Raw genomic sequence first — 14,242 nt, forward strand, 5'->3', positions numbered from 1 at the left:
AGCGTGGCCAGCAGCACCTGCGCACGGGTCCGGCCCAGCCAGCGCCAGCGCAATGCCGCCGGCTGCCGGCCCTGGCTGCGGATGCGATAGATATCGGCCGCGCGCTGGATGGCGGCGGCATCCGGCAGGTGGTAGATCGCCTGGTATTCACTGACCACGCCGCCGTCGAGCACCGGGCTGATGAAGGCATCGACCCAGAGCGGCTGGCCGTCGGCGCGGCGGTTCTTCATCATCCCCATCCACGGCTGGCCGCGGCCGAGGGTCGCCCACAGGTCCTTCAACGGCCCGTCCGGCATGTCCGGATGGCGCAGCATGGATGCCGGCTGCCCGTTCAGGGCGTCCGCGCTCCGGCCGAGGTGCCGGCACAGCGCCGGGCTGGCGTAGAGGATGTTGGCCTTGCTGTCGGTCAGCAGCACGAGTTGGTCGCGCAGCGGGTCCGATGCGTTCGCGTTGTTCTGCATGATTGGGTTCCTGCACGGCACCCGGCGCACCGGCACGAGGCCGGCCGGCGCGTCAGGCGGGGAAGGTTGCCGCCCGGCAGGGGCACCGGGCGGCGCGGCGGGTCAGTTGCCGGTGGCGCGCATGTGCTGCACGCTGAACATCTCCGGCGGGCTCAGCTTGGCGTCGACCACCCCCTTGAACTGGCCGGAGGTGCAGTGCATGGCCTGCACGTCGATCATGCTGAAGCTGTCGTCGATCGACACGCCGCTGCCCTGGTTGACCGGCAGGTGGTGGTCCGGGTGGGCCTGGCCGATGGTGAAGGTCTTCCACAGCGCGCCCTTGCGGTCGTAGGAGATGGTGCGCGGCACGGTGAAGGTCTGCGCGTCCATGTAGTGCACGCGCTTGGCCAGCGGGTGGCTGGCGTCCACCGGCGCGGCCTCGACCTCGTAGACCTTGCGCAGCTGCCAGGTGATCTCCGGGAAGCAGCCGCCCTGGCCGCCGAAGGCCACCACCTGGTAGCCGTCGCCGTCCTTGTGCGTCTCGGCGTCGAGCTTGAGCTCGTTGTGGTTGTAGAACGGCATCAGCATGTAGCGGGTGCCCTTGTAGCTCCAGTTCATGTCGGAGATGCGCCCGTTGTAGCCCTCGAAGTCCTCGATCATCAGGTCCGAACCGAGGAAGGCGTCGGTCACCTGGCCGGTGGCCAGGCGGCGCACGCGGCGCTGGAAGCCGAGGTAGAGCCAGGAGTTGTCGCGCTTGAGGTCGTCCTCGGCGCGGTGGATCAACAGCTGGGTGTTGCGCACGTCATGCGGCTCCTGCACGTTGACGTAGATGCCGCGGAACAGTTGCGAGGGGTTGGGGGTGATCGCCGGTGTCGGTTCCTGGATCACCCGCCCGGTGAAGTTGAGGAAGTGGAAGTTGAACTTGATGGTGCGCTCGACCTTGCCCGAGTTCATGTCACGGTACTTCCAGTAGAACGGGTAGATCGCCGCGCTGTCGCCCCAGTTGTAGCCGTACTTGTAGTTCCAGGCCAGCTTCTCGCCGGCGCGCGGATCGTTGGCGTCCGGCTCCTGGGGGAACGGCCGGCCGGCGGCCCAGCCCTCGATCTCGCCCGGCTTGGCGCCCAGCCTGACCTTGTCCATGCCGTTGCGGCTGGCCTCGACGTACTTGGGGTTGAGGTCGAAGGAGGTGGTCTCGCCGATCTTCAGCGCGGCCCAGCCCTTCTCGATGAAGCTGTAGAAGGCCGGGTCGATGATCTCCTTGAATCGCGCGACGTTGGACTGGTCGATGGTCATGCCGACGCTCAGGCCGTCGAAGCTCGGCTTGCCCTCGGCGTAAGGCTGGAAGGAGTTCCCCACCACGTCCGCGCGGGCGGCAGCGGCGAGCAGCGTCAGGCCCAGGGCGCTCAGACGGAAGATGTTCTTGTTGTTCATAGTGTCCGTTCCTCGTGATCAGAAGCTGTAGCGCAGGGTCAGTTGCAGTTCGTCTTCCTTCTGCGCCATGCCGATGGGGCCGGCGCGGAAGCGACCGAGTGGCTCGTAGCCGCCCAGGCCGAGGGTGTAGCCGGCCGGCTGGCCGGCGCTGGTGAAGGGGTCCCAGGGGTTGCAGCTGCGGCAGTCGTCGAACTCGCGGGCGCCGCGGCCGACCTTGACGTTGGCGCCGGCGATGATCCGCAGGTTGTCGCTGAACAGGTACTCGACGCTCGGCGCGATGGCCGTGGCCTGGGCCTTGAAATCGTGCGCGGCGAGCAGCTGCGGGCTGAGGCGGTCGTTCATCCACCAGCCCTTGAACAGCAGGGTGGCGATCCAGTTCTGCTCCCAGTCCGGCATGCCGGCCTTGCCCCAGGCGCGCTTCTCCTCCTGGTGCTCGTGGATGTGCTGGCCGAACAGCTGGCCGGAGATGAGGAAGGCGCGGCCCGGGTTGAGGAAGGGGATGAACACGTTCTTGTCGGCGCCGATCACGTAGCGGGTCACGTCGGACTCGGAGAACAGCCGCGACTGCAGGGTGTTGGCGAATTCCTCGCCGGAGGTGTGCGCCACTTCGAAGCGGAACACCGTGTCGATGGCCTGCGAGTAGTAGTCCAGCGAACCGCCGAGCAGGTTGACCCGCGGGAAGTGGATATCGAAGGCGATCAGGCTCGGCCACACCTCGGTGGTGCCGGTGAAGGCGTTGGTCGCCGGGATGCCGCCGCGCAGCGAGGGCAGCTGCGAGCGGTAGGTCAGCGCGTTGAGGCTGAAGCCGAGATCACCGTAGACCCCTTCGAGCTTCACCCCGAACTGGGTGTTGGACAGGCTCCAGGACGGCATGTGCGCCTTGCGGATACCGATCTGCCCGGGTCCGAAGTCGGTGGCCAGGCCACCGGCCGGACTGGCGCCGGCGAAGTTGGCCACCGTGCCGCCGTTCTCCCACAGGTTGTTCATGCCGCGGAAGAAGCAGGCCGCATCGAGGATCGCGTTGGGCGTGCCGCACTGGCCGAGGTTGTGCGGGCGGAACTTGTCGAAGTTCCAGACGAACGACAGGTTGAGGTCGTCGAACACCTCGCCGGCGCCCATGCGCCAGTCGGCCTTGGCGATCCACATCGGGATGCGGATGTCCTCCAGCTCGTCGTAGATGTTGTTGCGCGAGAAGTCGACCGGGTTGATCACGTCGAGCACGCGGAACAGGTCGGTGCGACCCCAGATCACCTGCTGCTTGCCGACCCGCCAGCTGACCATGTCGCCGTTGGGCAGGCCGTGGTCGAAGTCCAGGTACAGCTCGCGGATGAAGTCCAGGCGCTCGTTGAATTCGGGGAAGCGCAGGTCGTTGGTGTCCGCATCCAGGTAGTCGTCGATGCAGCCGCGGCTGTCCTTGTCGCAGGGCCGCACCGGCACGCCGAAACCGACGCCGCCGCGGGTCCGGTGCAGGTTCTCGCCGAGCACGATCATGCCCTCGTTGGGGTTGCGCACCGGGTCGAAGCCGAGCAGCGTGCCGGGCACGGCCAGCCCGCCGCCATGCGGCACGGAGTTGCCGCCGGCGGTGTTCTCCAGCTGGATGGCGCCCCCCGCGCCGCTGCCGTATTCGCTGGAGTTGAGGTCGTAGACGCCGTCGTAGGTGCCGCGGAAGGTGCCGTGGAACTTGATGTTGCGAAACGCGCCACGGTCTTCCAGCACGCGGTCGGCATTGAGCTGCAGGGTGTTGCGGAATTTCGACAGGCCGGCCGAATCGCGCACATGGGTGGCGTTCTCGTAATAGCCGGTATAGCGGGTTTCTTCCTCGGCCAGTGCGCTGGCCAGCGGTGTCAGGGCCACGCCGGTACCGCCGAGCATGGCGAGTCCCAGGGTGCGCAGGTTTTTTCTTGTTGTTCTCTGCATTGGCAGTTCCTCTTGCGATCAGGGGATGGGGGCAGCGCGTCCGGTCTCAGGCCGGGGACGCCGTCCCCTGTGGCAGCCCAGCCTCGACCCGCGGGGTCGCCGGCAGGGATTCGGCGGGCAGATCGTGGTCGGCGTGGATGATCCCGTCCTCGTCTGCGTAGGCATCGGTGATGAAGCGCGGCTTGAACACCAGCACCCAGGCGGGCACCAGCAGCATCGAGGTGAAACCGTTGAGCACGATCATCACGCACAGCAGCAGCGCGGCGTCGGCCTGGAAGCGCAGGTCCGAGAGCAGCACCCACATGACGATGCCGGCCATCAGGGTCATCGCGGTGAAGCTCACCGCCATGCCGGTGGTGGCGATGGCGCGGTGCACGGCGGCGGCCAGCCGGCCGCTCTTGACCATCTCCTCGCGGATGCGGTCCATCATGTAGATCGAGTAGTCGATGCCCACGCCGATGCCGACGGCGATCACCGGCACCGTGTTGATGTCGATGCTCATGCCGGCCAGGCCCATGTAGGCGTAGGTCAGCACGGTGGCGAAGAGCATCGCCATCAGCATCATCAGCCCGGCGTGCCAGCTGGCGTAGAAGGCCATGACGAAGGCGAAGATCAGCAGGAACACCAGCGGCAGCACCAGCAGGTTGGTGTCGAAGGCCGACTCGTTCATCGCCGCGGCGACGCCCAGGGTGCCGCCGGCCAGGCGGATGCTCAGGCCGGGCACCTCCTCGCCGTGCTCGGCGATCCACTGCTTGGCCATGTGCATGGCGCGGCGGATGGTCTCGCCCTGGCGGTCCTTGTAGTAGAAGACCAGGTTGGCGATGCGGTCGTCGGTGTCGTTGAACTCGTTGAGCGCGCCGGGGATCGGGCTGGAGGCCATGTAGGTGAACATCAGCCCGCCGACGTAATCGGCGTCATGCGGGATCTGGAACCAGCGCGGGTCGTCGTTGTGCATCAGTCGGTTGACCTGCTTGATCAGGTCCGGCAGGCCCTTGCTGCCGCCGACCGAGGGGTCGGCGAGCATGTGCGCCTGCAGCGACTGCAGAGCGCCGAGCACCTCGGGGCGCTTGATGCCACCCTTCTCCGCGTGCTCGGCGATGATGTACAGCTCCTCGGAGCCGGGGAAGCGCTGGTTGATCTGCTTCGAGGAGACGTTGTAGTCGTGCTCCGGATAGAGGATCGGCGAACCCGGCTCGGAGTCGCCGATGGTCACCTGCGACGAGGCCCAGAGCCCGGCGAGGATCGCCAGCGCGGCGAAGCCCAGCAGCTTGCCGGCCGCGCCGGGGCGGGCGACGGTCGCGGCGCAGACGCCGCCGACGTGGCGCAGGAAGGTTTCCTTGATCTGCGGGTGCTGCGGCGTCGGCAGGATCGACAGCAGCAGCGGCACGCCGATCAGCACCGAGAAGATCACCGTGGTCGCCCACAGCGAGGCGTAGATGCCCAGCTTGGTGTTCAGTGCGATGGAGCCGATGGCGATCAGCGCCAGGCCGATGGCGTCCGAGGCGATGCCCAGGGTGCCGGGGCGGAACAGGCTGTCGAAGGTGGCACGCGCCGCCAGCGGGCCGTCGCCGAGCACGCGCACCTCGGCATAGTAGCGCTCGACCAGCTGCACGCCGTGGCTCATGGCGCGCGCGGCGATCAGGAAGGGAATCACCAGGCCCAGCGGGTCGAGGTTGAAGCCCAGCAGGCTGATGATGCCCAGGCCCCAGATGGTCGACACCATCACCCCGCCGAGCGGGATCAGCACGCCGTAGGCCTTGCGGAAGTGGAACACCAAGAGCGCCAGCATCGCCAGCACGGTGCACAGGAAGATCTGCAGGATCTGCTCCATGTAGGTGTAGGCCCAGCCCACCAGTACCGGCTGGCCGGTGGCGTAGATCTTCACCCCGTCGCGGGCCTCGCCCTGGCGCAGCGCCTGCAGCTGGGCGAAGGTCTGCTCATAGTCGAGCTGGCCCTCGATCAGCTGCGCCTTGACCAGCGCCACCTTCAGGTCCGGCGACACCAGCGGCCCGTAGACCCGCGGGTTGGCCACCACGTCGGCCTTCATCGCCGTCAGCTGCTCGTCGCTCAGCGGGCCGAATTCGGGCTGGTAGTAGGGCTCGGAGTTGATCGAGCCGACCTCGGTCAACCAGATCTTGCGCGAGTTGCGGTGGGTCAGGCTGCTGACCAGGTTGTGGTTGACCCCGGGCAGGCTGTCGACGCCTGGGTGAGGCGGTCGATGGTCGCCAGGTTGGCGTTGCTGAACAGGTCGCCGTCCGCGAACTCGACGCCGATCACCAGCACGTTGGCGCCGCCGAAGGTGTCCTTGATGCCGTTGTGCAGCTGGATGTAGGGATGCTGCTGCGGCAGCAGGTCGGCGAAGTCGGTGTAGATCTTCAGCGCCGGGATGCGCGTGGCGAACAGCAGCGTCAGCGCGACGATGACCAGCAGCACGCTGCGCGGATGGCGGAACAGCCAGACCTTGGCCAGGTAGAAGACATGCGTGAAGTGATGCAGGGACATGGCATGGGCCTCACTGGGCTTGGGCGGCGGTCAGGGACGGGCGGGTGTCGAGGCTGAGCAGCAGCCCCTTGCCGCCGGCGACGGTCAGGCGGTGCTCGGCGGTCATCGCCGCGGCGCGCAGGTAGACCGGTTCGCTGGGCAGCGCCAGGGCCTGCCAGCGGTCGCCGGCCAGGCGCAGCACACTGCTGTGGTCACCGATGGCGAACAGGTCGTCGGCCCCGGCGCTGAAGGCGAAGATCGGCGCGCGGGTCGGCGTGTCCTGGCGCTGCCATGTCTCGCCGCCATCGGCGGTGTGGTAGATGAAGCCGTTGAGGCCGCCGACCCAGCCTTCGGCGAGGCTGCGAAAATGCGCGGCGTGCGGGTAGAACTCGTCGGGCAGGCTGCCGGCGGGCTCCCAGCTCGCGCCGCCGTCCTCGCTGGTGAACACCAGGCCGAACTCGCCGGTGGCCACCGCCTGCCGCTCGTCGATGAACTGCAGGGTGGTCAGCATGGCGTCCTCGTCCAGGCTGCTGGTCTGCCAGCTCGCGCCCCGGTCGCGGCTGCTGAGCAGGGTGCTGTAGCTGCCGGCGACCCACCAGCTGCCATCCGGCGCGCAGGTGGCGGTCATCATCTGCTCCTGGCTGGGCAGTTCGATGCGGCTCCAACTGGTGCCGTCGTCGGCGCTGTGCCAGAGGCTGCCGGCGAAATCCAGGGCGACGAAGCTGCCGTCGGCGCAGGCGTCGAGGTCGATGACGTGGGCGCCACGGGCGATCTGCCGGCGTTGCCAGCTGGCGCCCTGGTCGCGGCTGGCCAGCAGCACGCCGTCGTTGCCGGCCAGCAGCGTCACCCGCGGCGTGCCGGCCATGGCCTGGTAGTAGTCGATGCGCTGGCTCGGCTGGTCCGCCTGGCGCTGCACGGCGGTCAGGTCGAGGGCGGCCTCGCAGCCGCTCAGCAGCACGGGAAAGCCAGCCAGGAGCAGGGTGCGCAAGGCGCTGGCGCGCGGAGCGGCACCACTGCGCACGAAAGCAGGGGAATGCGGCATTACGGGTCACCACTAGCTATTTGTTTTTGTTGAACAGCGGTGCATAGGCCATAGCAACCGCTGTGCCATGGCCTGGGCAGGGCCGTTCCTAGTGGTTAACCATTTGATTCGAAAGGGTTTGTCTTGAAAGACGCGGCGCGAGGAGGAATCCCGGCGCGCCGCGGGCGCTTGAGCAAATCATCAAATCGAGTGGGGTGGATTGTCGATTTGATCAACCCGGCGAAGCGCCGCCCTCACTGTTGCGGATAGGCCGGGTCGAGCTTCTTCAGCCGGTAGGCCAGCGCCGGCCGGGTCAGTCCGAGCAGGCGCGCCGCCTGCGAGATGTTCTGCCCGCTGCGGCTCAGCGCCTCGCGCATCAGCCCGGCCTCGACGTCCTCCAGGCTGATGCCCTGGTCGAGGATCTGCTCGAGCCAGCCCTCGCCACGGGCGGACGGCTGCTGCACCAGTTCGCCCTCGCTGGACAGCTGGTCGCCGCCGCCAGTGGTCGTCGCCAGGCCCGGGAACATCGCCTCGATGCTGATGCTTTCGTTGTGGTCGGTGAGGATCACCCCGCGTTCGAGGACGTTCTCCAGCTCGCGGATATTGCCCGGCCACTGGTAGTGCAGGCAGGCCTCCAGCGCGCGGTCGGACAGGCCGAGGGTCTTCTTGCCGTATTCCTCGTGGTGCTTGCGCAGGAAATGCTCGGCCAGCAGCGGGATGTCCTCGATGCGCTCGCGCAGCGGCGGGATGTGCACCGGGAAGACGTTGAGCCGGTAGAACAGGTCGGCGCGAAAGCGCCCGGCCCTGACCGCCGCCTCAAGGTTCTCGTTGGTGGCGGCGATCACCCGCACGTCGATCTTGCGCGTGCGGTCGCCGCCGACCCGTTCCAGCTCGCCTTCCTGCAGCACCCGCAGCAGGGTGGCCTGGGCCCGCGGAGTCAGCTCGATCACCTCGTCGAGGAAGATGGTGCCGCCGTTGGCCCGCTCGAAACGCCCGGCGCGCGCGTTGACCGCGCCGGTGTAGGCGCCCTTGTCGACGCCAAACAGTTCCGACTCGATCAGGTCCGGCGGGATCGCCGCGCAGTTGACCGCGACGAAGGGTTGCTCGGCCCGCTCGCTGCGCAGGTGCACGCTGCGCGCGATCACCTCCTTGCCCACCCCGGTCTCGCCCAGCAGCAGCACCGAGACCTTGCCGCGCGCCGCCTTGTCGATGGTCTGGCAGATGCGCTTGTAGGCCGGCGACTGGCCGATGCCGTAGTACTGGCCGTCGTACTTCTGCAGGCGGCTGCGCAGGTTGGCCACCTGGGTCTGCAGCTCGTAGAGCTCCTCGATGATCGGGTCGCTCTTGAAGTAGGCCTGGAAGGTGCTGGTGTCGCCCCATTCCTCGGCGGTCTTGCCGATGATCCGGCACTTGTCGTCGCCGCGCCCGCGACAGCTGACTTCCTGGAAGATGATTTCCCGGCCCATGAACGCCGAGCTGTAGCTGCAGGCATAGCCCAGCAGGGTCCAGCAGGCCGGCTCGTCCATCAGGCCCAGCTCGGTCTGGCAGATTTCCACCTCGAAGGAGTCGATCCACTCGATCTCGACGTGGAAGCGCCCGCTCTGGATGTCGATGTCCACTTCCAGCGGGCGCACCTTGACCAGCCCCTTGAGCGAATGCAGCTGCGGCCCGGCGAGGAAGATCTCCAGCTCGCTGCTGTCCGGGCGCAGCTTGCGCGCCAGCTCGGCATCCTTCAGGCCGGACTGGTAGCCCAGGCGCAGGAAGAAGCCCTTGGCCCGCTCGACGCCGATCAGGCTGATCATCTCGCGGCGGAAGCTGGCCAGCGAAGACAGCTGCATCAGCAGCATGCGCTGCTCGCCGAGCCAGATCTTGCCTTCGGTGGTGACGAAACGGATCTGGCTGCTGAGGTCCTGCAGATCCGCATATTGCATCTCGGGCTTGTATTTAAGTGCCATTGGGCGCCCCTTGTTTTCTTCTTGTAGGGATGAGCCGCCAGCCTTGCGCCGGCGGATCGAGGCAGAACGATGACTGTCTGGTCACACGCCAGATGGAATGCTTTTGCCGCGGGATTTTCAACCAAATGATTAAATCATTTGCGCAACGCGCCTCTCCCGCATTGATCAATTGATCAATCCCTTCCCCCTTCGCAGGCCTGCCCCAGCGGCCCGCCAACCCCCTCGCCAGCTACCCGCAACTGGAAATAAACGCTTGGTTTTCAGTGAGTTGGTTTCGCCCTGCGATTCCTCTCGCGCCGTTGGCACAGCGGTTGCTGAAGTCCCTCGGCAAGCAGCGCAACCCGGGAGAGGGCCATGGCCGTGTCGGAAAACAGCTTCGAACAATTCAAGCGCTACGTCCGTGTTCGCAGCGCACCGGGCGCGCGCTTCGTCGAGTTCGACTTCGCCATCGGCTCGCCGGAGATGTTCGTCGAGCTGGTGCTGCCGCGCGATGCCTTCGAGCTGTTCTGCCGGCACAACCGGGTCGAGCACATGGATGCCGCGATGGCCGCGATCGTCGATGCGGACATGGTCAAGTGGCGCTTCGGCGAGGCCGGCTCGCGCATGCCCAGGCGCACCGACCACTAGCGCAGGCGCGGCGCCCACCTGGCAACCGGATACCACAAAAACAACAAGGTACGGTCAAGATGAGCATAGAGATCAAGACGCACACGGTGGAGCCGATCCGCCAGACGTTCAGCCATATCCGCCGGCGTTTCGGCGACAAGCCGGCCAGCCGCTACCAGGAAGCCAGCTACGACATCGAGTCGAAGATCAACTTCCACTACCGGCCGCTGTGGCAGCCCGACAAGCTGCTCAACGACCCCGCCCGCACCTGCCTGAGCATGCGCGACTGGTACGCGGTCAGCGATCCGCGCCAGTACTACTACGGCGCCTATGTGCAGACCCGCGCGCGCATGCAGGAAACCACCGAGCACGAGTTCGCCTTCTGCGAGAAGCGCGGGCTGCTGCAGCGCCTGAGCGACGAGCAGCGCGAACGGGTGCTGCGCGTGCTGGTGCCGCTGCGCCACGCGGAACTGGCGGCGAACATGAACAACAGCGGCATCGCCGCCGACGGTACCGCCTCCACCGTCACCCAGATGCACATCTACCACGCCATGGACCGCCTCGGCATCGCCCAGTACCTGTCGCGCATCGGCCTGCTGCTCGACGGCGGCACCGGCACCTCGCTCGACGCGGCCAAGCAGCAATGGCTGCTCGACCCCACCTGGCAGCCGCTGCGCCGCCTGGTCGAGGACAGCCTGGTGGTCAGCGACTGGTTCGAGCTGACGCTGCTGCAGAACCTGGTCAGCGACGGCCTGCTGTTCCCGCTGATCTACCAGAAGTTCGACGAGACCTTGAGCGCCGAGGGCGCCGGCGACGTCGGCCTGCTCACCGAGTTCATGCGCGGCTGGTTCGCCGAAAGCGCCCGCTGGGTCGACGCCATGGTCAAGACCGTGGCCGCCGAGAGCCCGGAGAACCGCGCGCGGATCGAGGCCTGGATCGACCACTGGCAGGGCCGGGTCGTCGAGGCGCTGGCGCCGCTGGCCGAGGTCAGCACCGGCCAAGCCGCCCTCGCCGAGGTGCAGCAGGCCTTCGCCGCCCGCCTGAAGAAGATCGGTCTGTTCAACCAGTGAGGGAGCCCGTCATGTCACTCGTTTATATCGCCCTGCAGGACAACGACAACGCCCGCTACCTGGTGGACGCCATCACCGCCGACAACCCCCACGCGGTGGTCCAGCACCAGCCCGCGATGATCCGCATCGAGGCCGAAGGCCGCCTGGAGATCCGCCGCGACACCATGGAGCAGATGCTCGGCCGCGACTGGGACGTGCAGGAAATGCTGCTGGACGTGATCACCATCGGCGGCAACGTCGACGAGGACGACGAGCGTTTCGTCCTCGAGTGGAAGAACTGAGGAGCCCGTGATGAGCAATAACAAGAAACTCGGCCTGAAAGACAAGTACCGCTACCTGACCCGCGACCTCGACTGGGAGCCCAGCTACCAGAAGAAGGAAGACATCTACCCTACGAGCGCTTCGAGGGGATCAAGATCACCGACTGGGACAAGTGGGAAGACCCCTTCCGCCTGACCATGGACGCCTATTGGAAGTACCAGGCCGAGAAGGAGAAGAAGCTCTACGCCATCCTCGACGCCTTCTCGCAGAACAACGGCCAGCAGAACATCTCCGACGCGCGCTACGTCAACGCGCTGAAGCTGTTCCTCAGCGGCATCACCCCCTGCGAGTACCAGGCGTTCCAGGGCTTCGCCCGGGTCGGCCGGCACTTCGGCGGCGCCGGCGCGCGGGTCGCCTGCCAGATGCAGGCGATCGACGAGCTGCGCCACGTGCAGACCCAGGTGCACGCCATGAGCCACTTCAACAAGCACTTCGACGGCATGCACGACTTCGCCCACATGCACGACCGCGTGTGGTTCCTCTCGGTGCCCAAGTCGTTCTTCGACGACGCGCGCACGGCGGGGCCGTTCGAGTTCCTCACGGCGATCTCGTTCTCCTTCGAGTACGTGCTGACCAACCTGTTGTTCGTGCCGTTCATGTCCGGCGCCGCCTACAACGGCGACATGGCCACCGTCACCTTCGGCTTCTCGGCGCAGTCCGACGAGGCGCGGCACATGACCCTGGGCCTGGAGGTAATCAAGTTCCTGCTCGAGCAGCACGAGGACAACGTGCCGATCATCCAGGGCTGGATCGACAAGTGGTTCTGGCGCGGCAACCGCCTGCTGTCGCTGGTCGGGATGATGATGGACTACATGCTGCCGAACAAGGTGATGTCCTGGGCCGAGGCTTGGGAGGTCTACTTCGAGCAGGCCGGCGGCGCGCTGTTCAAGGACCTGGAGCGCTACGGCATTCGCCCGCCGAAGTACGTCGAGCAGTGCATGGAGGCCAAGCAGCACGTCAGCCACCAGGCCTGGGCGACCTTCTACCAGTACAGCCAGGCCACCAACTTCCACACCTGGATGCCGACCGACGAGGAGATGGACTGGCTCTCGGCCAAGTACCCGGAGACCTTCGACCAGTACTACCGCGCGCGCTTCACCTTCTGGCGCGAGCAGCAGGAGAAGGGCGAGCGCTTCTACAACCCGACCCTGCCGCAGCTGTGCCAGGTCTGCCAGATCCCGACCATCTTCACCGAGCCCGGCGACCCGACCAGGATCAGCCACCGCAGTCACGTGCACGAGGGCGAGCGCTACCACTTCTGCTCCGACGGCTGCTGCGACATCTTCAAGAACGAGCCGCAGAAGTACGTGCAGGCCTGGCTGCCGGTGCACCAGATCTACCAGGGCAACTGCGGCGGCGCCGACGTCGAGTCGGTGGTGCGCGACTACTACCGGATCAACCTCGGCGAGGACAACTTCGACTACCTCGGCTCGCGCGACCAGCGCCGCTGGCAGCAATGGAAGGACGGCAAGCCCGCCGGGGAACTGCCCGAGGCCAGCTGAACGACCCGCGACCACGGGGCGGTCAGCGCCGCCCCGTCCCATTCCAAGAACAAGAGGGACATCCCATGACCGTCAAAGCGATCGGCGAATACCGTTTTCGCCCGCTCGATGTGCAAGAGCACTTCCACGGCAACCAGCTGCTGTACGTCGGCTGGGACCGCCACCTGATGTTCTGCTCGCCGCTGGCGCTGCTGGTGGCGCCAAGCCTGAGCTTCGCCGAACTGCTCGACCAGGTGATCGCGCCGGCCTTCGCCGCCCACCCGGACAGCGCCGCCGCCGACCTGCGCCAGGCCACCTGGTACCTCAACGACCAGCCGTTCCAGCCCGAGCTGTCCGCCAGCCTGGAGGCCAACGGCCTGCGCCACAAGGACATGCTGCGCCTGGACACGCCCGGCCTGAACGGCATCGCCGGCTCCTGCAGTTGAGGGTTTCGCCATGAGCTATCAAGTGACCATCGAACCGACCGGCGAACAGATCGAGGTCGAGGAAGGCCAGACCATCCTCCAGGCGGCCCTGCGCCAGGGCGTCTGGCTGCCGTTCGCCTGCGGCCACGGCACCTGTGCGACCTGCAAGGTGCAGGTGCTCGACGGCGAGGTCGAGATCGGCGCCGCCTCGCCCTTCGCCCTGATGGATGTCGAGCGCGACGAAGGCAAGGTGCTGGCCTGCTGTGCCACGGTGCAGAGCGACGTGACCATCGAGGCCGACATCGACGTCGACCCGGACTTCGCCGGCCATCCGGTGGAGGACTATGCCGCCAGCGTCAGCGCCATCGTCGAGCTGTCGCCGACCATCAAGGGCCTGCGGCTGAAACTGGACCGGCCGATGGCCTTCCAGGCCGGCCAGTACGTCAACCTCGAGCTGCCGGGCATCGACGGCAGCCGCGCCTTCTCGCTGGCCAACCCACCGGGGCGCGCCGACGAAGCCGAGTTGCATATCCGCCTGGTCGAGGGTGGCGCCGCCACCACCTTCATCCACCGGCAACTGCAGGTCGGCGACCGGCTCAAGCTGTCAGGCCCCTACGGGCAGTTCTTCGTGCGCGGCTCGCAGCCCGGCGACCTGATCTTCATCGCCGGCGGCTCGGGGCTGTCCAGCCCGCAGTCGATGATCCTCGACCTGCTGGCGCAGGGCGATACGCGCCAGATCACCCTGTTCCAGGGCGCGCGCAACCTCGCCGAGCTGTACAACCGCGAGCTGTTCGAGCGGCTGGCCGCCGAGCACGCCAACTTCCACTACGTGCCGGCGCTCAGTCAGGCCAATGACGACCCGAGCTGGAGCGGTTTCAAAGGCTTCGTCCACGACGCTGCCAAGGCGCACTTCGACGGCCGCTTCGGCGGGCACAAGGCCTACCTGTGCGGGCCGCCGCCGATGATCGACGCGGCCATCTCCACCCTGATGCAGGGCCGCCTGTTCGAACGCGACATCTTCATGGAGCGCTTCTTCAGTGCCGCCGACAACGCGGTCGAGGCGCCCCGTTCCGCCCTGTTCAAACGCATCTGAG

General features: G+C 66.9%; 12 protein-coding genes and 1 pseudogene. 6 read left to right on the forward strand and 7 right to left on the reverse strand.

Features of this window, described 5'->3' with window-relative positions; translation table 11 throughout:
- The 7 genes from BAY1663_RS15970 to BAY1663_RS15995 form a co-directional block, all read right to left on the reverse strand.
- On the reverse strand, nucleotides 1-461 hold a 461-nt coding region (locus tag BAY1663_RS15970), incomplete at its 3' end, for a PAS domain-containing protein (protein WP_037042634.1).
- A 102-nt stretch (nucleotides 462-563) separates the two neighbouring features.
- Entirely contained in the window at nucleotides 564-1,871 is a 1,308-nt protein-coding gene (locus BAY1663_RS15975; protein WP_037042635.1) for a DUF1329 domain-containing protein, read from the reverse strand.
- An 18-nt stretch (nucleotides 1,872-1,889) separates the two neighbouring features.
- Nucleotides 1,890-3,788 (reverse strand): DUF1302 family protein, encoded by a 1,899-nt coding sequence (locus BAY1663_RS15980; RefSeq protein WP_037042636.1) that lies wholly within the window; start codon nucleotides 3,786-3,788, stop codon nucleotides 1,890-1,892.
- A gap of 46 nt (nucleotides 3,789-3,834) precedes the next feature.
- Nucleotides 3,835-5,916 carry an RND family transporter gene (locus tag BAY1663_RS15985; RefSeq protein WP_218186680.1) on the reverse strand — a complete coding sequence of 694 codons (2,082 nt, stop codon included), beginning with the start codon at nucleotides 5,914-5,916 and terminating at the stop codon, nucleotides 3,835-3,837.
- A 26-nt stretch (nucleotides 5,917-5,942) separates the two neighbouring features.
- Complete coding sequence (locus BAY1663_RS24815) at nucleotides 5,943-6,290, reverse strand: hypothetical protein (RefSeq protein ID WP_218186681.1); 348 nt, start codon at nucleotides 6,288-6,290, stop codon at nucleotides 5,943-5,945.
- 10 nt (nucleotides 6,291-6,300) lie between these two features.
- Nucleotides 6,301-7,311 carry a YCF48-related protein gene (locus BAY1663_RS15990; RefSeq protein ID WP_051497174.1) on the reverse strand — a complete coding sequence of 337 codons (1,011 nt, stop codon included), beginning with the start codon at nucleotides 7,309-7,311 and terminating at the stop codon, nucleotides 6,301-6,303.
- A 233-nt stretch (nucleotides 7,312-7,544) separates the two neighbouring features.
- The gene (locus BAY1663_RS15995) at nucleotides 7,545-9,245 is read right to left on the reverse strand and encodes a sigma-54-dependent Fis family transcriptional regulator (protein ID WP_037042637.1); all 1,701 of its coding nucleotides are present in this window, start codon (nucleotides 9,243-9,245) and stop codon (nucleotides 7,545-7,547) included.
- A 354-nt stretch (nucleotides 9,246-9,599) separates the two neighbouring features.
- Here BAY1663_RS15995 and BAY1663_RS16000 point away from each other — a divergent pair, with 354 nt between their 5' ends.
- The 6 genes and pseudogenes from BAY1663_RS16000 to BAY1663_RS16025 all read left to right on the forward strand — a co-directional run bounded on the left by BAY1663_RS16000 (nucleotide 9,600) and on the right by BAY1663_RS16025 (nucleotide 14,241).
- Nucleotides 9,600-9,872: a phenol hydroxylase subunit gene (locus BAY1663_RS16000; RefSeq protein WP_037042638.1), complete on the forward strand. Its 273-nt coding sequence runs from the start codon at nucleotides 9,600-9,602 to the stop codon at nucleotides 9,870-9,872.
- Between the two features lie 59 nt (nucleotides 9,873-9,931).
- Complete coding sequence (locus BAY1663_RS16005) at nucleotides 9,932-10,921, forward strand: aromatic/alkene monooxygenase hydroxylase subunit beta (RefSeq protein WP_037042639.1); 990 nt, start codon at nucleotides 9,932-9,934, stop codon at nucleotides 10,919-10,921.
- Nucleotides 10,922-10,932: 11 nt separating this feature from the next.
- A complete protein-coding gene (locus BAY1663_RS16010) occupies nucleotides 10,933-11,202 on the forward strand; it encodes an MmoB/DmpM family protein (RefSeq protein WP_037042640.1) in 270 nt (89 codons plus the stop codon).
- Between the two features lie 10 nt (nucleotides 11,203-11,212).
- Nucleotides 11,213-12,744, forward strand: a pseudogene (locus BAY1663_RS16015) (aromatic/alkene/methane monooxygenase hydroxylase/oxygenase subunit alpha).
- 65 nt (nucleotides 12,745-12,809) lie between these two features.
- Nucleotides 12,810-13,169, forward strand: coding sequence for a phenol hydroxylase subunit P4 (locus BAY1663_RS16020; protein WP_037042641.1), 360 nt, complete (start codon nucleotides 12,810-12,812; stop codon nucleotides 13,167-13,169).
- Between the two features lie 10 nt (nucleotides 13,170-13,179).
- The gene (locus BAY1663_RS16025) at nucleotides 13,180-14,241 is read left to right on the forward strand and encodes an NADH:ubiquinone reductase (Na(+)-transporting) subunit F (protein ID WP_037042642.1); all 1,062 of its coding nucleotides are present in this window, start codon (nucleotides 13,180-13,182) and stop codon (nucleotides 14,239-14,241) included.
- Nucleotide 14,242: the final 1 nt, after the last annotated feature.

Source organism: Pseudomonas sp. BAY1663 (assembly GCF_000582595.1).
GTDB classification, from domain to species: Bacteria; Pseudomonadota; Gammaproteobacteria; order Pseudomonadales; family Pseudomonadaceae; genus Stutzerimonas; species Stutzerimonas stutzeri_AF.

Excerpts from the sequence above, each read along its gene's own strand:
- BAY1663_RS15975 (WP_037042635.1), bottom strand. The coding sequence starts at position 1,871 with ATGAACAACAAGAACATCTTCCGTCTGAGCGCCCTGGGCCTGACGCTG.
- BAY1663_RS15980 (WP_037042636.1), bottom strand. The coding sequence starts at position 3,788 with ATGCAGAGAACAACAAGAAAAAACCTGCGCACCCTGGGACTCGCCATG.
- BAY1663_RS24815 (WP_218186681.1), bottom strand. The coding sequence starts at position 6,290 with ATGTCCCTGCATCACTTCACGCATGTCTTCTACCTGGCCAAGGTCTGG.
- BAY1663_RS15990 (WP_051497174.1), bottom strand. The coding sequence starts at position 7,311 with ATGCCGCATTCCCCTGCTTTCGTGCGCAGTGGTGCCGCTCCGCGCGCC.
- BAY1663_RS15995 (WP_037042637.1), bottom strand. The coding sequence starts at position 9,245 with ATGGCACTTAAATACAAGCCCGAGATGCAATATGCGGATCTGCAGGAC.
- BAY1663_RS16000 (WP_037042638.1), top strand. The coding sequence starts at position 9,600 with ATGGCCGTGTCGGAAAACAGCTTCGAACAATTCAAGCGCTACGTCCGT.
- BAY1663_RS16005 (WP_037042639.1), top strand. The coding sequence starts at position 9,932 with ATGAGCATAGAGATCAAGACGCACACGGTGGAGCCGATCCGCCAGACG.
- BAY1663_RS16010 (WP_037042640.1), top strand. The coding sequence starts at position 10,933 with ATGTCACTCGTTTATATCGCCCTGCAGGACAACGACAACGCCCGCTAC.
- BAY1663_RS16020 (WP_037042641.1), top strand. The coding sequence starts at position 12,810 with ATGACCGTCAAAGCGATCGGCGAATACCGTTTTCGCCCGCTCGATGTG.
- BAY1663_RS16025 (WP_037042642.1), top strand. The coding sequence starts at position 13,180 with ATGAGCTATCAAGTGACCATCGAACCGACCGGCGAACAGATCGAGGTC.